The organism is Candidatus Enterococcus ikei (genome assembly GCF_017316105.1).
Taxonomy (GTDB): Bacteria; Bacillota; Bacilli; order Lactobacillales; family Enterococcaceae; genus Enterococcus_L; species Enterococcus_L ikei.
The window spans coordinates 33119-56952 of sequence record NZ_JAFLWD010000035.1; the positions used below are offsets into that span (position 1 = coordinate 33119).

Annotated in this window: 22 protein-coding genes; 4 read left to right on the forward strand and 18 right to left on the reverse strand. The window is 39.1% G+C overall.

From position 1 onward, the window contains the following. Nucleotides 1–18: 18 nt before the first annotated feature. From fusA to rpsL, 3 genes are all read right to left on the reverse strand, one after another. Complete coding sequence (gene fusA / locus JZO69_RS13535) at nucleotides 19–2106, reverse strand: elongation factor G (protein ID WP_207113377.1); 2088 nt, start codon at nucleotides 2104–2106, stop codon at nucleotides 19–21. 82 nt (nucleotides 2107–2188) lie between these two features. Beyond that, entirely contained in the window at nucleotides 2189–2659 is a 471-nt protein-coding gene (rpsG, locus tag JZO69_RS13540) for a 30S ribosomal protein S7 (RefSeq protein WP_010761695.1), read from the reverse strand. Between the two features lie 56 nt (nucleotides 2660–2715). Beyond that, complete coding sequence (gene rpsL, locus JZO69_RS13545; protein WP_010761696.1) at nucleotides 2716–3135, reverse strand: 30S ribosomal protein S12; 420 nt, start codon at nucleotides 3133–3135, stop codon at nucleotides 2716–2718. A gap of 353 nt (nucleotides 3136–3488) precedes the next feature. Between rpsL and rpiA the strand changes: the two genes are divergently transcribed. From rpiA to gpmA, 3 genes are all read left to right on the forward strand, one after another. After that, nucleotides 3489–4166, forward strand: a complete 678-nt coding sequence (gene rpiA / locus JZO69_RS13550) for a ribose-5-phosphate isomerase RpiA (protein ID WP_207113378.1) — start codon at nucleotides 3489–3491, stop codon at nucleotides 4164–4166. Between the two features lie 131 nt (nucleotides 4167–4297). Continuing rightward, a complete protein-coding gene (locus tag JZO69_RS13555) occupies nucleotides 4298–4885 on the forward strand; it encodes a recombinase family protein (protein WP_207113379.1) in 588 nt (195 codons plus the stop codon). Between the two features lie 216 nt (nucleotides 4886–5101). Continuing rightward, complete coding sequence (gene gpmA / locus JZO69_RS13560) at nucleotides 5102–5788, forward strand: 2,3-diphosphoglycerate-dependent phosphoglycerate mutase (protein ID WP_025869861.1); 687 nt, start codon at nucleotides 5102–5104, stop codon at nucleotides 5786–5788. A gap of 46 nt (nucleotides 5789–5834) precedes the next feature. On the opposite strand, the gene JZO69_RS13565 is transcribed toward gpmA, so the two are convergent. The 14 genes from JZO69_RS13565 to JZO69_RS13630 form a co-directional block, all read right to left on the reverse strand. Next, nucleotides 5835–6170, reverse strand: a complete 336-nt coding sequence (locus JZO69_RS13565; RefSeq protein ID WP_207113380.1) for a hypothetical protein — start codon at nucleotides 6168–6170, stop codon at nucleotides 5835–5837. A gap of 33 nt (nucleotides 6171–6203) precedes the next feature. After that, nucleotides 6204–7409, reverse strand: a complete 1206-nt coding sequence (locus JZO69_RS13570) for an iron-containing alcohol dehydrogenase (protein WP_207113381.1) — start codon at nucleotides 7407–7409, stop codon at nucleotides 6204–6206. Nucleotides 7410–7547: 138 nt separating this feature from the next. Further along, the gene (gene deoD, locus JZO69_RS13575; protein ID WP_207113382.1) at nucleotides 7548–8255 is read right to left on the reverse strand and encodes a purine-nucleoside phosphorylase; all 708 of its coding nucleotides are present in this window, start codon (nucleotides 8253–8255) and stop codon (nucleotides 7548–7550) included. Between the two features lie 26 nt (nucleotides 8256–8281). Then, on the reverse strand, nucleotides 8282–9100 hold the full coding sequence (locus tag JZO69_RS13580; protein WP_207113383.1) for a purine-nucleoside phosphorylase: 819 nt from the start codon (nucleotides 9098–9100) through the stop codon (nucleotides 8282–8284). A 10-nt stretch (nucleotides 9101–9110) separates the two neighbouring features. Beyond that, a complete protein-coding gene (gene deoB, locus JZO69_RS13585) occupies nucleotides 9111–10277 on the reverse strand; it encodes a phosphopentomutase (protein ID WP_207113384.1) in 1167 nt (388 codons plus the stop codon). Nucleotides 10278–10371: 94 nt separating this feature from the next. Next, nucleotides 10372–11334, reverse strand: coding sequence for an ABC transporter permease (locus JZO69_RS13590; protein ID WP_207113385.1), 963 nt, complete (start codon nucleotides 11332–11334; stop codon nucleotides 10372–10374). After that, nucleotides 11334–12470 carry an ABC transporter permease gene (locus JZO69_RS13595; RefSeq protein ID WP_207113386.1) on the reverse strand — a complete coding sequence of 379 codons (1137 nt, stop codon included), beginning with the start codon at nucleotides 12468–12470 and terminating at the stop codon, nucleotides 11334–11336. The genes JZO69_RS13590 and JZO69_RS13595 overlap by 1 nt, the downstream gene beginning before the upstream one ends. Beyond that, complete coding sequence (locus JZO69_RS13600) at nucleotides 12463–14028, reverse strand: ATP-binding cassette domain-containing protein (protein WP_207113387.1); 1566 nt, start codon at nucleotides 14026–14028, stop codon at nucleotides 12463–12465. The genes JZO69_RS13595 and JZO69_RS13600 overlap by 8 nt, the downstream gene beginning before the upstream one ends. A 173-nt stretch (nucleotides 14029–14201) precedes the next feature. Then, nucleotides 14202–15299: a BMP family lipoprotein gene (locus JZO69_RS13605; protein WP_207113388.1), complete on the reverse strand. Its 1098-nt coding sequence runs from the start codon at nucleotides 15297–15299 to the stop codon at nucleotides 14202–14204. A gap of 150 nt (nucleotides 15300–15449) precedes the next feature. Continuing rightward, nucleotides 15450–15845, reverse strand: coding sequence for a cytidine deaminase (locus JZO69_RS13610; protein ID WP_207113389.1), 396 nt, complete (start codon nucleotides 15843–15845; stop codon nucleotides 15450–15452). A 24-nt stretch (nucleotides 15846–15869) separates the two neighbouring features. Beyond that, nucleotides 15870–16532 (reverse strand): deoxyribose-phosphate aldolase, encoded by a 663-nt coding sequence (deoC, locus tag JZO69_RS13615; protein WP_207113390.1) that lies wholly within the window; start codon nucleotides 16530–16532, stop codon nucleotides 15870–15872. 17 nt (nucleotides 16533–16549) lie between these two features. Beyond that, nucleotides 16550–17851, reverse strand: coding sequence for a pyrimidine-nucleoside phosphorylase (locus JZO69_RS13620; RefSeq protein WP_207113391.1), 1302 nt, complete (start codon nucleotides 17849–17851; stop codon nucleotides 16550–16552). Between the two features lie 122 nt (nucleotides 17852–17973). Beyond that, the gene (locus tag JZO69_RS13625; protein ID WP_207113392.1) at nucleotides 17974–19002 is read right to left on the reverse strand and encodes a LacI family DNA-binding transcriptional regulator; all 1029 of its coding nucleotides are present in this window, start codon (nucleotides 19000–19002) and stop codon (nucleotides 17974–17976) included. Nucleotides 19003–19283: 281 nt separating this feature from the next. Then, nucleotides 19284–19769 carry an AmiS/UreI family transporter gene (locus JZO69_RS13630; protein WP_207113393.1) on the reverse strand — a complete coding sequence of 162 codons (486 nt, stop codon included), beginning with the start codon at nucleotides 19767–19769 and terminating at the stop codon, nucleotides 19284–19286. A gap of 194 nt (nucleotides 19770–19963) precedes the next feature. Between JZO69_RS13630 and add the strand changes: the two genes are divergently transcribed. Further along, nucleotides 19964–20971, forward strand: a complete 1008-nt coding sequence (add, locus tag JZO69_RS13635; RefSeq protein WP_207113394.1) for an adenosine deaminase — start codon at nucleotides 19964–19966, stop codon at nucleotides 20969–20971. Nucleotides 20972–21050: 79 nt separating this feature from the next. Here the strand turns inward: add and JZO69_RS13640 are convergent, their stop codons facing one another. After that, complete coding sequence (locus JZO69_RS13640) at nucleotides 21051–23726, reverse strand: endo-beta-N-acetylglucosaminidase (RefSeq protein WP_242586836.1); 2676 nt, start codon at nucleotides 23724–23726, stop codon at nucleotides 21051–21053. Between the last annotated feature and the right edge of the window lie 108 nt (nucleotides 23727–23834).

Consider the following 23834-nt stretch of genomic DNA (forward strand, 5'->3'; position numbering starts at 1 on the left):
GAGCTTATTTCTTAACTATTATGCGTTGTTTCCGCCATTTTTCTTGATAATTTCTTCTTGTACAGATTTTGGTACGTCTTCATAGTGGTCAAATACCATCATAAATGTACCGCGACCTTGTGTTGCTGAACGTAATGTTGTAGCATAACCAAACATTTCAGCTAAAGGAATCATTGCATTAACAATTTGTGAATTGCCGTGTGCTTCCATTCCTTCAACACGTCCACGACGACTTGTAACGTGTCCCATGATATCACCTAAGTAATCTTCTGGTACAGTGATCGTTACTTTCATCATTGGTTCTAAGATAACCGGATTAGCTTTCTTAGCAGCCGCACGTAGAGCCATAGAAGCCGCTACACGGAAGGCTGTTTCATTTGAATCGACATCATGGTATGAACCATCGTAAAGTTTTGCTTTAATATCAACTAATGGATATCCAGCAAGAACACCGTTGTTCATAGATTCTGCCAAGCCTTTTTCAACCGCTGGGATGTATTCACGAGGAACCACACCACCGACGATAGCATTTTCAAATTCAAAACCTTTTCCTTCTTCGTTTGGTGTAAATTCAACCCAGACATGTCCGTATTGACCTTTACCACCAGACTGACGTACAAACTTACCTTCGGCCTGAGTCAGAGGCGCACGGAAAGTTTCACGATATGATACTTGAGGAGCACCAACGTTTGCTTCAACCTTGAACTCACGTCTCATACGGTCTACTAATACGTCCAAGTGCAATTCGCCCATACCAGAGATAACTGTTTCACCAGTTTCAACGTTTGTTTCAACGCGGAATGATGGATCTTCTTCTGCAAGTTTTTGCAGAGCGATACCCATTTTATCTTGGTCAGCTTTTGATTTAGGTTCAACAGCTACTTGGATAACCGGTTCTGGGAACTCGATTGATTCAAGAATAACTGGTGCGTCCATCGCACATAAAGTATCACCAGTTGTTGTATCTTTCAATCCAACAGCGGCAGCGATATCTCCTGAATACACTTTATCGATTTCTTTACGTGTATTCGCGTGCATTTGAAGAATACGACCGATACGTTCTTTTTTGTCTTTAGAAGCGTTCAATACATATGAACCACTTTCAAGGACACCAGAATATACACGGAAGAATGTTAGACGACCAACGAATGGGTCAGTCATAACTTTAAATGCTAATGAAGCAAAAGGTGCTTCGTCATCAGCAGGACGAGTTGTTTCTTCGTCTGTTTTTGTGTCGATCCCTTTGATTGCTTCGATATCTAATGGTGATGGCAAGTAGTCAAGAACTGCATCAAGCATTAATTGAACACCTTTGTTTTTAAAGGCAGAACCAGCCATTACTGGGAAGAATTCAACGTTAATCGTTGCTTGGCGGATACCCGCTTTTAGTTCTTCGATAGTAATTTCTTCACCGTCAAGATATTTCATCATTAGGTCTTCATCAGTTTCAGCAACAGCTTCAACTAATTTTTCACGCCATTCAACTGCTTGATCCATATATTCTTCTGGAATTTCAGTTTCTTGGATGTCTGTACCTAAGTCATTTGTATAGATTTCAGCTTTCATCGTAATTAAATCGATGATCCCTGTGAAGTTATCTTCTGCACCAATTGGTAATTGGATTGGATGAGCATTTGCTTGTAAACGATCATGTAATGAGTTTACAGAGTATAAGAAATCCGCACCGATTTTATCCATTTTATTACAGAAAACAACACGTGGAACTTTATATTCAGTTGCTTGACGCCAAACTGTTTCAGTTTGCGGTTCTACACCTGATTGTGAGTCAAGAACGGTTACAGCACCATCCAATACACGTAGTGAACGTTGAACTTCAATAGTGAAATCCACGTGTCCTGGTGTATCGATAATGTTTACTCGGTAACCTTTCCACTCTGCAGTTGTTGCAGCAGATGTGATGGTAATACCACGTTCTTGTTCTTGTTCCATCCAGTCCATTTGTGAAGCACCTTCGTGCGTTTCACCAATTTTATGGATTTTACCAGTATAGTATAAAATACGCTCTGTTGTTGTTGTTTTACCCGCATCAACGTGAGCCATAATACCGATATTACGAGTGTTTTCTAACGAAAATTCTCTTGCCATTCTAGGGTGTTCTCCTCTCTTTATTTAAATCGATTGTAAAGTGACTGTCTGTTGTAAAGTTAAATTACGTACAGAGAGGATCTTACCAACGATAATGTGCAAACGCACGGTTAGCGTCCGCCATTTTGTGTGTGTCTTCACGTTTTTTAACAGAAGCACCAGTGTTATTGGCAGCATCCATGATTTCTTTTGCTAGACGTTGTTCCATTGTATGTTCACCGCGTAGGCGAGCATAGTTAACAACCCAACGTAAACCTAAAGTTGTACGACGTTCTGGACGAACTTCAACTGGTACTTGATAGTTAGAACCCCCAACACGGCGAGCTTTTACTTCCAGGACAGGCATAACGTTTTTCATTGCTTGTTCGAAAACTTCCAATGGATCGTTACCTGTAGATTCTTTGATGATATCAAATGAATTATAGATAATATTAGCAGCAATCCCGCGTTTTCCATCAACCATTACACGGTTGATCAAGCGAGTTACTAATTTTGAGTTATAAATTGGATCTGGTAAAACATCGCGTTTTGTAACAGGACCTTTACGTGGCATCCGTAACTCCTCCTTCCGAAAATTCTTTTTTATATAATACCTTTGTGATTGTCAAATTATTTAGCTGCTTTAGGCATTTTAGTACCATATTTAGAGCGGCTTTGTTTACGATCTGTAACACCGGCTGTATCAAGCGCACCACGTACGATATGATAACGTACCCCTGGTAAATCCTTTACACGTCCACCGCGTAATAATACCACGCTATGTTCTTGTAAGTTGTGACCAATACCTGGGATATAAGCTGTTACTTCGATTAAGTTAGACAAACGAACACGGGCATATTTACGTAAAGCTGAGTTCGGTTTTTTAGGTGTCATTGTTCCCACACGAGTACAAACCCCACGCTTTTGTGGTGAGTTTACGTTCGTTTGAGATTTCTTAAAACTATTATATCCTTTGTTCAACGCTGGTGAATTAGATTTCTCCACCTTTGATTTACGAGGTTTACGTACTAATTGATTAATTGTAGGCATTCCTTGTTTCCTCCTTCCTCATTTCGCATCTAGTCCCACACATCCAGGTGGTTCTTTTTTAGCGATAAAAAATAATGCAATCTCTGCACTCATTATCAAATATGCTTCGATAGACAGTCAGCACGTCTCCAACGAGAGACCTGTAGATAAAGCACCTTCGCTAGGATATCATGGTATTTACGGTCTGTCAACCGTTTATCGTCTTTTTTTCAGTAAAACAACTGTTTTTTTCGCCTCATTTACTAACTGAACACTTGTATAGTAGAAAATCGTCATTTTACCAAATCATTCTATCTTTTTTTTTCGTTTAAAGGTACAATATCTTTGATTATTCGAAAGGGGCGAACAAGCTGATGAATCTTAAACAAATGGCAGGAATCGAAGCGGCAAAATATGTAAAAGATGGTATGATCGTAGGTCTAGGAACTGGATCTACTGCAAAATTTATGGTTGATGAAATTGGTCGACGTGTGAAAGAAGAAGGTTTATCGATCGTCGGTGTTACAACGTCAAAAGAAACCGAGCGTCAAGCGCAAGAATTAGGTATTCCTTTAAAAGGGATCGATGAAGTTCCGTATGTCGACTTGACGATCGACGGCGCAGATGAGATCAGTGAGGATTTCCAAGGAATCAAAGGCGGAGGGGCTGCTTTATTATTTGAAAAAATCGTAGCGACCTATTCAAAACAATGTATTTGGATCGTTGATGAATCTAAATTAGTTAAAAAACTTGGTAAATTCCCATTGCCTGTTGAAGTCATTCCTTATGGTAGTCAACAATTGGTTCATTTATTTGAAGAAAAAGGGTTTGCTCCTATTTTACGCACAACGCCTGCTGGAGACATTTTAGTTACAGACGGCGGTCATTATATCATCGATCTTCACTTGGAAGAAATCGCTGACCCTATGACTTTAGGTGCTTATTTAGACCAATTAGTCGGTGTTGTTGAACATGGCTTGTTCCTTAACATCGTTTCAACTGTAATCGTCGGCGGAGAAGACGGTCCTAAAACAATTAATGTTCCAGCATAAAGAATTATTTGAATAGGATTTGAAAAAGAAGAAGAACATTAAAAAAAGATAAAAAAACAACTATCATTTCGTCCATTTATATGCTACATTTTTAGTATCCTATATACTTTTTTTACTAGAAAGGACGAACGATGAAAATAATTGGTTATGCACGTACCACAATTACTGATACTGACTTAGATACACAAATAAAAGTACTGTCTGACTTTGGCTGTGATGATATTTATCAAGAATCTTTTGATATTACTAATGACAATCAAGTTGTTTCTGAGTTGGAGACACTTCTCAACAGTCTAACTGCAGGAGATACTTTAGTTATTTGCCGGTTAAACCGCTTAGGCCGTTCTACTCGTCAACTAACTGAGCTAACTCAAATGTTCAAAGGTTCCGGTATTCATTTAGTCAGCCTTGATGAGGAGATCGATACCCGACATCCTATGGGAGAGATTTACTTTAAACTAATGAATGGATTAGCAACAATGGAATGTGATCTGATTAAGGAGCGTACATTAATCGGATTGAACAATGCTCGAAAAAAAGGAAAAATCGGCGGTCGACCTAAGATAGATGCACGAACGGTCAAAAAAATCCGGCATTTATATCATGATAAAAAGGAAACGATCCAGTTTATTTCCTCAAAATGCAATGTTTCGGTTGGCACTTGCTATAAATACATCAATTTATCTGAAGCTGATATTGCTAAGATCACTGAAGATTAATGAGAATCAAATAGAAACCCTATCTAGGAGAGCGCATCGTTTTAGTTGCCCTCTCCTTTTTGAATACTTTCACTACAACAGCTGACTGAAACAAACTCATTTAACCGTCGCTTTCAGTAATTTTTACTAATTTACAATGGAAATCTATTTTAAAACGGTGTACAATAGAAAAGGAAATGAAAGTTTCAGAAACTACAACTCAAAGGAGAGCTATACATGCCAAAATTAGTATTTTCTCGTCATGGACTTAGTGAATGGAATGCGTTGAATCAATTTACAGGTTGGGCTGACGTAGATTTAGCACCACAAGGTGTTGAAGAAGCAATCGAAGGCGGACGCAAAATCAAAGAAGCTGGAATTGAATTTGATGTAGCTTATACTTCTGTATTAACTCGTGCTATCAAAACATGTAACTTACTTTTAGAAAACTCAGATCAATTATGGGTTCCTCAAATCAAATCTTGGCGCTTGAACGAACGTCATTATGGTAAATTACAAGGTTTAAACAAAAAAGAAACTGCTGAAAAATATGGAGATGACCAAGTACACATTTGGCGTCGTTCTTACGATACTTTACCTCCATTGATGGAAGCAACTGATGAAGGTTCTGCAGCAAACGATCGTCGTTATGCAATGTTAGACCAACGCGATATTCCTGGTGGAGAAAACTTAAAAGTTACTCTAGAACGCGCTTTGCCATTCTGGCAAGACGAAATCGCGCCTGCTTTACTAGACAACAAAACTGTTTTAGTAGCAGCTCACGGTAACTCTTTACGTGCCTTAGCAAAACATATCGAAGGTATTTCAGATGAAGATATCATGGATCTTGAAATCCCAACAGGTCAACCACTTGTTTATGAATTAAACGATGACCTAACAGTAGCTAAAAAATACTACTTATAAAAAATTAAGACTCTTGAAACTTTACAGTTTCAAGAGTCTTTTTTACTTATTTTTCTAAATCTGCTTTTAAATGTTGTAGCCAATTGTCAATAGCTTCTCGCTGCGTTACAAATTCAAAATCAGACATATTATAGTGAACATAATATTGTCCATCCACCAAACGTACCATAATCGAGGATCTTACTTCCTCTTCTAGTGCATCTTTTTGCAACTCTTCACGGTAAAATATCCAGCTTGTAGCCAGAACATCAGTCGATGCTTTCAAGTCGGTTCGAATAATCTGACTGATCATTTCAACTAAATCTGGTTGTTCTATATCTTTAAAATAAGCATACCAAAGCGTCCGGTTTTCGGAATACGTTTCATCAAACAATTGCTTCATAGAATTATCCTCTTCTCAAGTAGTTCATTTTAGTTACACAAAACTAGATTCAGTTAAACATGCACGATAAATCGCTTCAACATCTGATTCAGTTAATGGAACAAAGGCATCTGTTTTGATGGTACTGTGGGCTACCGCTTGTTTGGCCATCTCTTCAAATTTCTCTTCGTCGATCCCAACAGCTGGTAATGTCATAGGAATATCGCAAGCTTGGAAGAAATCATAGGTTGCTTGAATTCCTTTTTTCGCTGCAAGCATTGGATCTTCTTCAACAATTCCCCAAACATTATGAGCAAACTGAGCAAATTTCGTCACCGTTTGTTCAGAAAGAACATAGTTCATCCAACGTGGCGTCAAAATAGCCAGACCGATTCCATGAGTAATATCATAAAAAGCACTTAATTCGTGCTCCATGGCATGACATGACCAAGCGCCATGTTTGCCGTTTCTCGTCAAACCATTCAACGCTAAACTACTTGACCACATCAAATTGGCACGGGCATCATAATTGTCAGGTGTAGAAAGTGCAATCGGACAATTCTTAATGACCGCGCGCATCAGTCCTTCTGAAACAAAGTCTTGTACATCTGTTCCTTCCGTTATGTTGAAATAACTTTCGAATAAATGACTCAGTATGTCAGCGGAACCTGCTGCTGTTTGATAAGCCGGCACACTAAATGTGTGGGTCGGGTCTAAGAAGGAAACTTTCGGCATCATTGCCGGTCCACCAACACCTAATTTTTGGTTTGTTGCTAAGTTTGTGATCACAGCGCCAACATTCATTTCACTGCCCGTTGCTGCTAAAGTTAAGATCGTAACAATCGGTAGTGCCTCACCTTGAAATCCTTTGCGTCCTGCTATGACTTCCCACGGGTCTTCATCACTATAAAAACCTGCTGCAATCACTTTGGAGCAATCGATTGTTGAGCCACCGCCTACAGCCAAGATAACATCGATCTCATTTTCGCGACACAACGCTACACCACGACGAACGGTTTCGATACGAGGATTAGGCTCTACGCCGCTCAATTCAACAATTTTATTTTGATTTTTTTCCAGCAGACCAATGACTTGATCGTATAAACCATTTTTCTTAATACTACCTCCACCATAAACGAGCAATACATTTTTACCATATACGTCTAGTACATCTGTTAACTCTGTTACTAAACGATCTTTCCCAAAACGAATATCTGTCGGTACATAAAATCTAAAATTATCCAATTTTTCTTCCTCCATTCAAGTTAGGTTTCTTACTCTATGATAGTTCATCAAAAAAGAGTGTCAAGAAAAACAACCCTTTACTTCCACTCAATCAAATCACAGTATAAAAACAGCTCCGTCTAGAATCAGGAGCTGTTTAACTACTTATTTTTATTAACTGTTGATTGCTGTTTCAAGACCGACTTCGATCATATCGTTAAATGTTGTTTGACGTTCTTCGGCGGTTGTTTCTTCGCCGGTTACTAGGCTGTCACTAACTGTCATGATCGCTAATGCTTGTACATCAAATTTAGCTGCTAAATAATATAAAGCTGCTGCTTCCATTTCGATTGCCAACACGCCTAATTTGCCTAACTCAAAAACGCCATCCATACTATCTTTGTAGAAAACATCATCTGATAAAACATTCCCTACATGAGTATTAAAGCCTTTTTCTTTTGCAACAGTATAAGATTTCAACAACAAATCAAAATCAGCAATTTGCGGAAAATCATATTTCGGGAAATCATTACGGATCATTGAAGAAGGTGTCGCCGCAGCTTGCGCGATAACTAAGTCACGAACACGTACTTTCTCAGAAATCGAACCGCAAGTGCCGACACGGATCAATTTTTTCACATCATAAGAATTAATCAATTCATGAGCATAAATCGTTGCAGATGGCATGCCCATCCCTGTCCCTTGAACTGAAACTCGTTCACCTTTATATGTTCCTGTATAACCCAACATCCCACGTACTTGATTGTAGCATACCGGATTTTCTAAAAATGTTTCAGCAATATATTTTGCTCGTAATGGATCTCCTGGTAATAAAATTTTATCTGCTATTTCGCCTGGTTTTGCTTCGATATGAACACTCATATTTTTTCTCCTTTGTAATAAAACTTTTATAGTTCAGCTAATGTTGCTTTGATCAATTCTTTAAATTGAGCTTTGACACGCTCAGTCGTTTCCACAACTTCCGCATGATTTAAGCTGCTTTGCATACCTGCAGCTAAGTTCGTGATACATGAAATCCCCAAAACTTTCAAGCCGCTATGTGCTGCAACGATGACTTCTGATACCGTCGACATCCCCACTGCATCTGCCCCCATTACACGAGACATGCGGATTTCAGCTGGTGTTTCGTAAGTCGGACCAGAATAGCCCATATAGACACCTTCTTGCAACTCTACATTTTGTTCTTTCGCTACTTTTTTCGCTACTTCAAAATAAGCTGGTGTATAAGCACGACTCATGTCCGGGAAACGTGGTCCCATCGCTTCGTCATTTTCACCAATCAATGGATTATCACCTGTAAAGTTGATATGATCTGTGATTAACATCAAGTTTCCTGGGGTGAAGTTTTGATTTACGCCACCAGCAGCATTAGTTACAACGATTGAATGTGCACCAATTGCTGCCATCACACGCACTGGATACGTCACTTTTTGCATTGAATGACCTTCATAATAGTGGAAACGACCTTGCATCGCTAACACTTTTTTTCCAGAAAGTGTACCGTAAACTAACTTACCAGCATGTCCAACAACTGTTGACACCGCAAAATGAGGAACTTCTGAAAATGGAATAGCAATAGCATCTTCTACTTCATCGGCTAACTCACCTAAACCAGAGCCTAAAATCAAACCAAAATCAACTTCACCAACACCTTTTTCTTTTAAAAATGCTGTTGTCTCTTTTAACATCTCACTTAGTTTTGTCATAATTTCTCTCCTATACCAGTTTATTTAAAAAGCTTTCGCCGTTTTCTGTTTTCGGAACAGCAAAGTTTTCGGCCACAGTTGCTGAAATATCTGCATAATGACCTTGGGGCAGACTACCTTGTCCATTCATTTTTTTACTGTAAACTAATAATGGAACGTATTCTCTTGTGTGGTCAGTTCCAGGGAAAGTCGGATCATTTCCGTGGTCTGCTGTGATCATTAGCAGATCGTCTTCTTCCATTGCATCAATGATTTCTGGAAGTCTTAGGTCAAATGCTTCGATTGCATGAGCATAACCAACTACATCACGACGATGACCATATAAGGCATCAAAATCAACTAAGTTAGTGAAACTTAATCCTTCAAAATCTTTTTTCATCACTTTAAGCAATTGATCTACACCGTCCATATTACTTTTCGTGCGGACAGAATCTGTGATTCCTTGACCATTGAAAATGTCGTTGATTTTTCCAACAGCGATCACTTCTTTGCCATTTTCTTTCAATGAATCAAGAACAGTATGACCAAATGGATCTAGCGCATAGTCATGACGGTTACTTGTTCTAGTGAAGTTGCCTGGTTCACCAAGATATGGACGTGCAATAATACGACCAATCATATATGGTTCATCTTTGGTAATATCACGGACGTACTGGCAAATACGATATAATTCCTCTAAAGGAATGATTTCTTCGTGAGCTGCGATTTGCAACACTGGATCAGCAGATGTATAAACGATCAAGTCTCCTGTTTCCATTTGGTGTTTGCCATAATCATCAATAACAGCTGTGCCGCTGTATGGTTTGTTACATACAATTTTACGTCCTGAAAATTCTTCAATTTGTTTTAATAGTTCTTCTGGAAATCCATCTGGAAAGACGCGGAAAGGTTTTTGAATGTTCAAGCCCATGATTTCCCAGTGTCCAGTCATTGTGTCTTTTCCTACAGAAACTTCTTCTAGTTTCGTCGCATAACCTTTGTGGTCAGCAACCGCTTCTACATTGTGAAGAGGTGCAATCGTTCCTAGACCAAGATTTTCTAAATTAGGAATTGTTAAACCTGCTTCTTTTGCGATATGACCTAATGTATCACTGCCAACATCGCCAAATTTTTCAGCATCTGGTGCTTCTCCGATTCCGACTGAATCCATAACAACTAAATGAACACGTTTAAACATAATCCATCCTTCTTTCTTTGATATAGTTACTATTAATAAAAAGGGCATGACTTAAGATTACTTCCCATAGCCCGCCCTTTTATACTTAAATTATTTATTTTGATTTGATATAATTTTTCCCGATTGCTTTTGGTCCAGAGGCTTTACCTAAGAACACGACTAGCACAAGGATTGTCAAAACATATGGCGCTGCTTGTAAATAAACCGCTGGAATTGATGAAATCACTGGCAAGTTCGATCCAGCAATACTGATGTTTTGAGCAAAACCGAAGAATAAAGCGGCTCCCATCGCACCTAGTGGATTCCATTTACCAAAAATCATTGCGGCCATTGAAATAAATCCTTGTCCAGCAATTGTTGTAACCGCAAAGCGACCAGCAATTGTTTGAGCAAAGACCGCTCCGCCGATACCGCCTAAAAATCCAGAAATCAACACACCAGAATAACGCATTAGATAAACATTGATACCAAGTGTATCTGCTGCTTGAGGATTTTCACCTACTGAACGAAGGCGCAAACCAAAGCGCGTTTTGAACAATACAAACCAAGAAAGAATAGCGACTAGAATTGCCACAAAAGCTGGCAATGTTGTTTGCTTGAAGAATAAATCCCCTAAAATCGGAATATCCTTCAAGATTGGAAATGAAAAGTAACCAAACGATTCTGTAATCGTATCTGTTTGACCTTTTCCATAAATTACTTTAATCAAGAAAATGCCTAAAGCTGGTGCCATTAAATTGACTACAGTCCCACTAATAATATGATCTGCTCTTAAATTGATTGTAGCAACTGCATGAAGCAAAGAAAAGAGCATGCCGACCACACCACCAACTAAACAAGCAAGCCACGGTGTTGCTGAGCCAAAAGTTTCAGCAAACGTCAAATTAAAGACAACTGAACTAAATGCACCCATAACCATGATTCCTTCTAGTCCTACGTTTACAATACCACTACGCTCGGAAAATGTCCCGCCCAAAGCCGTAAAAACCAAAGGAGTTGAATAAACCAAAGTTTGTGTAATAATCGGCGCCAATACAGCGATTAATGCAATATCCATTAGATTTTTCCTCCTTCTTGACTCGTCGGATCTGATTTCCCTACTAATTCTTCAACCACTGCCACTTCTTTTTTGCTACCAGAAGCTTTTGCCAGTAAGAAGCGAATAAGGTAACTGATTGCTACAAAGAAGATGATCGCAGCAATCACGACATCAACTAATTCAATTGGCACACCTGCACGAAGCGGCATTCCTTGCCCGCCCAGTTTCAATACGCTGAAAAGAATTGCTGATAAGAATATTCCGACTGAGCTGCCTGCTCCCAATAAGGAAATAGCCATTCCGTCAAATCCAATACTTAATGAAGAACCTTGGACAAAGAAGTTTCCAAATGTTCCTAACCCAAGAACTACACCGCCTAAACCAGCTAACGTTCCTGAGATGACCATTGACATCACGATTGTCCGCTTGCTGCTCATCCCAGCATATTCAGAGGCAAAAGGATTTAACCCAACAGAACGAATCTCATACCCTAATGTTGTTTTCTTCATAAGGAACCAAATTAATACTAAGAAAATAAGTGCAAGAAAAATACCAATATTCAAACGTGAACCACTACTTAGTTCTTTTAAGAAAGCTGTCCGCAAACTAGCATTTTCTCCAACTATTTTTGTTACACCTTTGTTGGTGCCCAAAACGTCTGCTGACATCACATTATTCACGATATGGGTACTTGTGTAAAGAAAAACGTAATTCAACATAATCGTAACGATTACTTCACTCGTACCAAAGAAAGCACGTAAAAATCCAGGAATCGCAGCAGCTGCCGCTCCTGCTAAGGCACCAGCCAGTACAGCTAAAGGTAATACGACCATACGCGGTGCATCCGGCATAGACAACGCTACCCAAATACTTGTTACCCAACCACATAAAGCTTGTCCTGAAAGACCAATATTAAAGAATCCAGCAGAGTTTGCTACCGCAAATCCTAACGCTGTAAAAATCAACGGTCCTGCTGTTACAAAAATTTCTCCAATACTTTTTGGACTTTGAAAAGCAGTTTGCAACATCGCTTGATACCCAGCAATCGGATCTTGCCCAGAAATAAGCATAATAATTGCTCCAAGAATAAATCCCATCAATACCGATAAAATAGGAACTAAAATATTACGTAGCTTTTCTGCTCGATTATTCAACTGCCTCACCTACCTTTTGACTTAATTCGGCTCTCGCTTCTTCCAATGAATAGCCCGCCATCAGTAAACCTAATTCATTTTCAGTCGTTTCTTTCGGATCAACGATCCCGACAATTTTACCAGCGTGAATAACTGCGATCCGATCTGATACGTTTAAAATTTCTTCTAACTCAAAACTAACCAATAAAACTGCTTTATCTTTATCTCGTTGTTCGATCAAACGTTTATGGATGTACTCGATTGCGCCAACATCTAAGCCACGAGTTGGTTGTGCAACGATCAATAAATCAGGATTCCGATCCACTTCACGAGCAATAATTGCTTTTTGTTGGTTCCCGCCAGAAAGTGCTTTAGCTGGAACTAACTCATTCGTCGTCCGTACGTCATATTCTTCGATCAATTTACGTGCATATGAATTAATTTGATTGTAGTTCAAAACACCACTTTTACTTAGTGGTTTTTTATAGTAGGTTTGTAATGCAATATTTTCTGCTAATGTCATGTCCAAAATCAACCCATATTTATGACGGTCTTCCGGCACATGACCAACACCAGATTCTGTAATCTCACGTGGGTGCTTGTTTGTAATTGATTTACCATGTAATTCAACTGAACCGCTTTCTGATTTTCTCAATCCAGTTAAGGCTTGAATCAGTTCAGTTTGACCATTACCATCAATTCCGGCAATACCAACAACTTCGCCAGCACGAACATCTAAACTAAGACTTTTTACAGCTTCTAATCCACGGCTTTCTTTCACAACTAAATCTTTGATAGAAAGAACCACATCTTTAGGCTCTGCAGGTTTCTTTTCTGTTTTAAATGAAACAGAACGTCCTACCATCATATCCGCTAATTGTTGTGAAGATACGTCTTTGACATTCACTGTATCAATACTTTGACCACGGCGAATGACCGTACAACGATCCGCTACTTTTTTGATTTCATCTAACTTATGTGTGATCAAGATAATCGATTTACCTTCTTGAACAAGTCCACGCATGATTTCGATCAACTCATCTATTTCTTGAGGCGTCAATACAGCTGTCGGTTCATCAAAAATAAGAACATCTGCACCACGATACAACGTTTTCAAAATTTCCACGCGTTGTTGTGCACCGACAGAGATATCACGAATATAAGCACTCGGATCTACTGATAAGCCATATTGTTCAGACACTCGCTTGATTTCAGCTGTTGCTTTTTTACGATCCAACACGCCAGCATTCGTCGGTTCGCTACCTAAAATAATATTTTCGGTCACAGTAAATGCGTCTACCAACATAAAATGTTGATGAACCATCCCGATCCCTAAACGATTTGCCGCAGTCGGTCCATTAATTGATACTTTTGAACCATTCATAAATATTTCCCCTGATGTTGGTTCTAATAAACCAGATAAAATATTCATCAAGGTGGATTTTCCTGCGCCGTTTTCCCCAAGTAAAGCATGGATTTCTCCAGGCCGGACAGTTAAGTTGATATTATCATTGGCCTTAAATGTCCCAAACTGCTTAGTGATATTGCGCATCTCAATTACAAAGTTTTCCTGAGCCACATTTTTCACATCCTAACGATTTAATCACTTGCATCAATCTATTAATACGGTACTTCTAAATAAGCAGCTTTTAGGCTCTTAAAGAAAGAAAACGAAGGCATCTGGAACAATTGATTCGTTTTCTTTCTTTAAAATCTTAGCGCTGCTACTGGTGCAGCGCTAAGCAGAAACTATTATTCTTTTACATCTTTTGGTGCTTCTGGAACTTTGATTTCATCAGCGATGATTTTTTCTTTTACTTTTTCAACAGCTGCTTTGGCTTCGTCAGATAGATAACCATCTGTTAAGTCTACACCGCCGTCTTTCAAACCGTAAACTAAGTGTTCGCCGCCAGGGAATTTATCTTCTAATGCACGATTAGAAATATCTTGTACTGCAGCACCTACGCCTTTAAGCGTTGATGTTAACGTAAAGTTATCTTCTTTACCGTCTTTAGTTTTGTATTTACCTTCTTTGTCTTGGTCACTATCTACACCAATAACCCAAACTTTATCTTTCGAACCAGTTTCGTTTAAATCTTTAGCTTCTTGGAAAACACCTTGTCCTGTACCGCCGGAAGCGTGGAAAATAATGTCAGCGCCTTTTTGATACATAGAGGCAGCTAGTGCTTTACCTTTTGCAGGATCACCGAATGAAGCTGCATATTCAACTTCAACTTTGATGTCTTTTTTCAATTCTTTGGCTGTGTCGATCACACCTTGATGGAAGCCAGCTTCAAAACGATCGATAACCGCGCCTTCTTCTCCACCAATAAAGCCAACAGTGTTTGTTTTAGTTGTGTATGCTGCAGCTACACCTGCTAAATATGAAGCTTCTTGATCTTTAAATGTCGCAGAAACGACATTGTCTTTCCCTTCAATAACACTATCAATGATACCAAATTGTGTATCCGGATTAGCATCAGCTGCTGTAGTGATTGAATCTGCTAATAGATAGCCAATTCCAAATACTGTTTTAAAGCCGTTAGATACAGCTGTATCGATGTTTGTTACATATTCAGATGCATCGTTTGATTGAATATAATCAAAACCGTCTGCGCCTTTTTTCAAATCATGTTCTTTCCCCCAAGCTTGTAATCCTTCCCAAGCTGATTGGTTAAATGAACGGTCATCCACCCCGCCGATATCGGTAATTACTACTACGCTATGGTCTTTGCCACTGCCTTTTGAATCTCCACCTGCTGAATCTTTTTTACCGCCGCCACATGCTGCTAATGCAACTGTTAACGCTAATGCAGTCAAGCCAAAACCAAATAATTTTGCTTTTTTCATCTCTGTAAAGCCCCCTAAAATAGTTTTATATTTTCAACAGCCGGATGACTGAATGAAACAAGATAATCATTGAACCCACGATCTCTTCGTTCGCCTTGTATCAAGACATTTTGTCTAATTGGCGAGAGATTTGGTTCATGTAGCTAGATCTCATAGATCTTTTTCAGTAAACGCGTAAGGCAGTAATTCTCCTACTGTCGTTTCTTTTGTAACACCATGTTCACCAACTAATGTGACTGGCATATCAGGCGCACAAAACTCAGCCATTACTTGTCGACAAGCACCACACGGAGATATCGGTTCAGGTGTTTTCCCTGTAATGACTAGATGTTGGAACTCATGCTCGCCTTCTGAAACAGCTTTGAATATTGCCGTCCGTTCTGCACAATTCGTCAATCCATATGACGCATTTTCAATATTGACGCCTTGGTAAGTATTGCCTGCTTTTGTCACTAGGCACGCCCCCACTGGAAAGTGAGAGTAAGGTACATACGCTTTGGCTAACGCATTATCTGCGATAGTGATCCATTCTTGTTTTGCTGTCATTTGTCCGCCACTTTCTTCATTAGATTAATAACCTGTTCCTGTAGCGCCTTCCATGATTGCAACTCCAGCACTTGTTCCGATACGTGTAGCGCCTGCATCGATCATGGCTTTTGCTTCTGCTTCATTATGGATGCCGCCTGAAGCTTTGACACCCATATCTGGACCAACTGTTTCACGCATTAATTTAACGTCTGCAACTGTGGCGCCGCCTGTTGAAAAACCAGTTGATGTTTTAACAAAATCTGCACCTGCTTCTTTTGCTAATTCACAAACTTTGATTTTTTCTTCATCTGTTAGTAAAGCTGTTTCGATGATTACTTTAACTAAGGCTTTGCCTTTTGCTGCATCAACGACCGCTTGAATATCTTTTAAAACTTTTTTATATTGCTTAGATTTTAATGCGCCGACATTAATGACCATATCAACTTCCGTTGCACCATTGTTGATCGCATCTGTTGCTTCGTATGCTTTCACCTCTGATGTGTTAGCTCCTAAAGGAAAACCGATTACTGTACAAACATCCGCAGATGTTCCAGCTAAGTGTTCTTTTGCTAAGGCAACCCAACATGGATTGATACAAACTGAGAAGAATTCATATTTCTTAGCTTCTTCAATAATTCGCAAAATATCTTCTTCCTGTGCATCTGCTTTTAAAATAGTGTGGTCAATCATTTGATTTAATTCCATTATTTTTTACACATCCTTTATGCTGTTATTATATCATGAATCAACTCAGGTTCAGTTGCGAAACTGCCGATTTCGATATTTTTATATAAAAGCTCTTTTACGTCTTCAATTGAGTCTGAATTTGAATAAATAGTCAATAATGAATCACCAGATTCTACTGGCATGCCAACTTTTTTATGAAGCTTGATGCCTACTGCATGATCGATCGAGTCGTCTTTAGTTGCACGTCCTGCCCCTAAAATCATCGCTGCAATACCAACTTCATTTGCAACAATTTTCTGTACGACACCTGATGTTTTTGCAGGCAATTCTATTTGATACTTGGCTGTCAATAAGCTCTCGGGCTGATCGATGATACTGGCGTCTCCACCTTGATTACTGATCATTTCACGGAATTTAGCTAATGCTTTGCCTGTTTCTAAAGCGTCTTTCAACATCGCTCTAGCTTCTTCTAATGTGTCAGCTTTTTTCGCTAAAACAACCATCTGACTACCTAAGATATAGCACATTTCCATTAAATCTTCTGGGCCTTTACCTTGCAGTGTTTCGATTGCTTCAACAACTTCCAAGCTGTTACCGATCGCTTCACCTAATGGCTGAGACATGTCAGAAATCACGGCCATTGTCTGACGGTTAGCTAAACGACCGATCCGAACCATTGTTTCAGCTAAGCGGCGTGCTTCGTCGATATTTTTCATAAAAGCGCCTTCGCCAGTTGTTACATCTAATACAATTGCATCGGCACCGGCTGCTATTTTCTTGCTCATAATGGAACTGGCAATCAATGGAATCGAATCAACTGTCGCCGTCACATCACGTAATGCGTATAGTTTTTTATCTGCTGGAGCTAGATCACCCGATTGACCGATAACCGCTACATTACTTTCATTGACTAAACGAATAAATTCTTCATCTGGTAATTCTACATGAAAACCTGGTATAGCTTCTAATTTATCAATTGTGCCACCTGTGTAACCAAGTCCTCTGCCAGACATTTTAGCCACACTTACGCCAACACTGGCAACTAAAGGAGCTAAAATCAGGGTTGTTGTATCACCTACACCACCTGTTGAATGCTTATCCACTTTGATTCCTTTAATAGATGAAAGATCAATCATTTCACCTGAGTTGGCCATAGCCAGTGTCAGGGTCGTAATTTCTTCATCCGTCATATCTTTGTAAAAAACAGTCATCAAAAACGCACTCATCTGATAATCCGGAATATCCCCTTTGGTGTAACCGGAAATAATGAATTGTATTTCTTCGTCTGTCAAAACCTGTCCATCACGTTTTTTCTCGATCAAATCTACCATTCTCATGCTTTTTTCCTCCGAATCAATCCCCAAGGATGTATTATACACTAAAATCATTCAGGTTAAAACCTTTTAGTAAAACAGTTTACTAACGCTTACATAAAATGTAACCGCTTATAACACGAACATTAAATCAAATCGACCAACTTGTCAATCGATTTCGTGCTATTTCTTAAAATAAATGTTGTATCAAAAATTTTATTCGGTATTTTTTTACCTGGATGGTTGATTGCTTCCACTAAAAACTGTGCTGCGTAAAAGCCAATATCAAAACTCGGTTGATAAACAGTCGTTAATCCTGGTACTAAATATTCAGAAATTTCCAAGCCATCAAACCCGATAACAGAAATATCATCTGGAATTTTCTTGCCACATTCTTCGATTGCTTGATAAGCCCCCATCGCCATTTCGTCATTTCCACAAAAAATAGCTGTAATCCTCGGATTTTTTAAAACATTTTTAGCCGCTAAGTAGCCGCCGCCTAAATTCAAGTCTCCGCTACACATGTATTTTTCTCTTACAGGAATATCGTGATCTTTTAAGGCATGTTGATAAGCGGTCACTCTTTCTGTTAGCTGGTAATAACCCTCATTTTCAGTCAACATACCAATATGCTGATGTCCTTGCTCAATCAAGGCACTGACCGCTTGGTAAGCGCCCTCATATTCTTTCACAATAAGCCGCCCGTTTTCACGAGGATTGATACCGCGATCAACAAGAATCACCGGAACTTTTCGTTTACTTTTGTTTCGCAAAATATGATTGGCCGGTAATATATTAGGCGTTGCAAAAATAATTCCGTCAACTGAACGATGAACAAGTTCCGTAACATACTGCGTTGCTTTCTCTTCATCATGCTTAGAATTGCACAGTAAAATCATATATCCTAACGAATTCAGATGCGTTTCTACCCCTTCAATCACTTTAGCAAAGAAAAAGTCAGTCACATCAGGGACGACCATTCCTATTGTCTTTGAATGCCGTGTGATAATATTGGAAGCAAAATAATCTGGCTTGTAATCATATTCTTCAACAACGGCCAATACTTTTTTTCTCGTTTGTTCACTGAAGCGGCTACCTTTGTTATTCATAATTTGAGACACTGTGGTTACTGATACACCTGCCATATCTGCGATTTCTTTAATCGTCAACTTCATACTTCATTCTCCCTTTATTGACAAGACCTACCAACCATGTCAACGTTTTCAAAAATACTTACCGAATGACTTTAGTTTAGCAGAATTAATCACAATAGAATAGCGTAACTTACTCAGCGTTGTACTAGTAACCGCTAAAACGCTTTATACGTTTGCATTTTAGCCTCTATTTATTTTCTGACGATGTCGACAAAAAGTCTTCACATCCATGAAACAAGTCCTTAATAAGGAAACGCTGGAAGGTTTTTTAGAACAGATCTGCTTTTGCCTCATAAGTGTTTTTACCAATTATTTGTCAACATCAAAAGCCCCGGAATCCAGCAAGTCACAATCCCTTCAAAAATCGCAAAATATAGCACAGGTTTGCCAATTTCTTTTTTCAATACATATTCAATAAACCCAGTCAGCCATAAAATTCCCCAAGATAACCAAATTAAAGCAAAGCGCCAATCACCATCTACCGTGTAAGAAATGTAAGCTGCTGGAATCGTATTTACCGCAACAAACAAAGCAAATATTCCATAGACACGCATGTCTAAGTTAAATACGTAAATCATCCCAACCATTAAATAGGTGAATGCAAATAGATAGCCCGTTCCAGCATCATAATAGGCCCCTCGCCACAAATAAATCGTATTGATGATAAACGATAGACTTCCTGTAAACAAATTGATCAAGCCTGTAGATTTTTTATCCACTCCAGCCAAACCACAATAACCGTTGCTGATCAACGTGATCGCTACAAATAATAGTCCTACTCCTAACACAAAAAGACCTCCAATAACTAATCAAAAAATGATCGTTTTCTACTGGTCTATTTTACTTTAAAACGTACGAAAAAACTACACTTATTTATAGACTTGCCTTCCTCTTATTGACAGAGACCACTCAGCATGTTAAAGTCTTCAAAATACTTATTGAGTGCAACAACATCACTCTATAAAAAAGCGAGGTTGATACTGTGAAGCGTGAGCTTGTTAAATCTTTACCAAAAATTGAGTTGCATTGTCATTTAGATGGTTCTATCCGTCCAGAAACATTACAAGAAATAGCTGAAAAACAAGGGATTTCCCTACCAGCTGATAATGACCAATTAAAAGAGCAATTGATCGCACCAAAAGATTGTCAAAGCCTGGCTGACTACTTACAACGATTTGATTTAGTTTTAACTTGTCTTCAAACTGAGGAAGCTTTAAAAGCTGCAGCTTTTGATGTGATCAGTCAAGCTTCCGAAGAAAACATCCATTATATCGAAGTTCGTTTTGCACCTTCTCTCCACACTGAAAAAGGACTTTCTTTACCTAAAATAGTTAGCGCTGTTTTAGCTGGTCTTGAGCAAGGACAGCAAGAATTTGGTGTAAAAAGTAATGCTCTATTATGCGGCATGCGCCACGAAGAACTGAATGAAATCGAAAAAATTGTTCATTTAGCTGAAGAATTTAAAAAAAGCGGGATTGTAGGTTTTGATCTTGCTGGAAATGAATTAGATTTCCCACCCTATACTTTTGAAGAAACGTTAGGACTAGTCAATCAATTGAATATCCCTCTAACGCTCCATGCTGGGGAATGCGGTTGCGGAAAAAATGTTGCGGATGCTGTTCATTTAGGAGCTAAACGAATCGGTCACGGAATTGCACTGAAAGACACACCAGAATATTTTTCATTGTTACAGGAAAAAGACACGTTAATCGAAATGTGTCCTACAAGCAATTTTCAAACAAAAACCGTTACTCACTTGGCAGATTATCCTTTCCGATTATTTCTGGATAACGGTATTAATATTTGTATCAACACAGATAATCGAACTGTATCTGATACAACTTTAACAGATGAATTTATGAAACTTCACGAATGGTACGGTATTACCTATGCGGATATGGAACAATTGAATCATAATGCAGTTAATGGTGCTTTTATCTCTGAAAGCGAGAAACAGATTCTTCATGAGCGACTGACGAGTGGCTATTGATTGGTTCAAACGAAAAAAGGTAGAAGAGACGTGTTGCGCGTCATTCTACCTTTTTTGTTCCACCTCAAATCTACTAAATTTAAGGTTTAACGATTCCTGTTTGATTCACTCCAATAATCTGCCAATCATAAATCCTAGCTGTTTTCCCATTTTGCTCTGCTTTTTCTAACGAAAGTTTGACATATCTTGCTTCAACTAAGCTGATTGCATCACGGCTACTATCTGCTGTATTGCCTCTGTGTTGAACAACCGTCGTCCAATTATTCCCATCATTGCTCACAGAAATATCATAGTCTCTAGTGTTCCATTCTGAACTTTCCCCACCTGCTCCTGCATGAAATAATTCAAAACCAGAGATAGTTTTTGGGACACCTAAATCAGCAATCATCCAAGGTTTATCATTCGCATTATCACACCACTTTGTTTTCATATCTCCATCCAAAGCAAAGCGATAACTTTCTCGGTCATTCGTGTAACCAGAACCTTGAGTAGCCGTTGTTGTTGGCAGTGTAGAGAGATTTTCTATTTTGATGTTGGTGTTGGGATCATAAACATGGAGATAGTTTTCTTTAACAACCATGGTCTCCCCAGAAGCATTCACTGCAGTTGCTTTTACTGTATAAATACCTGGTTTAGTAAAAGAAAACACGGCTTCTTTCCCTGATGCTATCTGCGGCGTTGCTCCAATCACTTCCCAATTGACGGTTTCCGTAGATTTGGAAACGGTCGCTGACAAGGTAATCGTTTCTCCCGCTGGAATCAGTGTGCTGCTGGCATTGACTGCTATCTCCGGTTTGTTCAATGTTTCGAATGTATAAATTGCCGAAGCTCCTTTATTTTGCTCTTCTCGACCATAATGATCGACCGGAATCACTCGATAACTTGTATTTCCTTCTGTTCGCTCTTGATTTAATACAGTATAAGAATGATTTGCTGTTTCTCCTTCAAACTGCAATTGACCCGAAACTTCCCGATAAATGCGGTAAGAAGCTGTATTTTCCCCTTTGGTATCCCAACTCATTCGAATACTTTCAGTTAAATCATCTACTACTGTTTTTCCAGAAAAAACAAGATTACTGACAACGCTGACTGGTGTTTTCTTTTCTTTGCCAAGCTTTAATTGGCCTAAGTAAATCTCAGCAGGACCACTCTCAGCCTTTTTCACATTCAGCCCAATTGCTGTCACAGTTTGGCAGTTTGCAGTTTTTAAAGAATAAGTTGTTTGGACCCAACCATTCGCCAAAGCTTGTTGTTGCCCTTGAATGATTTGAGGTTGTTCCTTCCCTTTTAATTCTAGAACTAACGAGGCTTCATTGGCTCCTTTGGTCACTACTGTTGCTGTATCTGATGCATTCACTTTTAATTGGGATGCATATAATTTAATAAAGGTTTGTTTTTCCGCTGTCATCGCTCCAGATAACTTGATCGATGAACCGCCATTAAAGGCATCGTCGTAACTAATTGCTGCTTCAAGTTGGTTACCTTCTTCATTATCGATGACCCAACGATAAGTCGGTAAAACATCTTGAATACTACGATTATTAAAGGTTCCTTCTTTCGCTTTGGTTCCATTTTGATAAAAGTCATCCCCATTTCCCACGTTAAAATTCGTTACAAATGGGAGACTGGTAACGGGTGTTTTTTCTACGTAATAGCGAGAAATACCTTGCCACTCGTTTTTAGAACTTTCCACAGCACGAGGATCCCCTTGTGGATTTATCCAAAGTAATTTTTCATTTTCCCAATAACGCTCAATATCGTATTGGCCACCATCTCGCAACGTCCAATCTGGACAATAAAGACCTAAAGAAACCAACGGCTGACCATTTTCACCTACAACACTGCTTGGCTTCCGTCGACTATTTACACCGTTCGCTTGAACATCGATTCCAGCAAAAAGGTCGTATGGATCACGTTTCAATTGAGTTGCTTTTTCCCTAGACGAAGTGAGTCCTTGCCAGCGAAAATCAATAAACATCTTATCAGAAATACGTTTTTTTCCCTCTTGGAAATATCCTTGATTTTGCTCATTCAATGCTCCTTGCCAGTCTACACGGCCGTCTGGAAGCATAGAATCATACCAAATAACTTGCTGATTTTTAGGTTTACGTGCTTGTAGATAGCTCATGAATTCTTTCATTGCACTAGCAGTCTGTGCATCAACATTGGTTTCTTGATTAATAAACCAGCCATCAAAACCATAGGCCGCTGACATTTCTAGTAATTTGTCCGCCATTGGAAATTTTCCTTTTTGATCCTTTTGCACAAATTGTGAAACCCACTCAGCTTTCCCCCCATATGCTTCTGGAGGAAAGAAAACCGTCCCAACCACTGGCACGCCGTTGCGATGAGCTGAATCCGTAACATCGCCACTTGGCGGAACAATGATCCCTTCGCCGGAAGATCCTGCCCACGCAACAAGCGTGTCTACATATTGCCAATTGGTAAAATTGTAGACAGCTTTGTCTATTCCTCCTTGAGATGGTGTTCCTTTGGTATGTCTATTCACAATTGCAATCGATAATACTTTAGCCTCTGTACTTTGATCCCCATTCATTTTCTTTCCTTGTACCCGAGTTACCAAAGGAACATTGGAAACATTGAACGGCGCATCTGGATCATTTTTCATGTTCCAATTAAGTAATGTTTCTGGAAATAACGCTGTGGATTCTGGTACTTGATCAAATAACGGAATGTTTGTTTTCTGACTGACCTTCACTTCAGATGACTCTGCGTAAACAGTTGACTTGAACATCATGCTCGCTCCAAACGTAAGAACAAACACAGTGCTCGACAAGCAACATACACTTTTCCAAGTTTTTCTTTTCAATGAATGAACCTCCTTAGTCATTTGCCTATAATT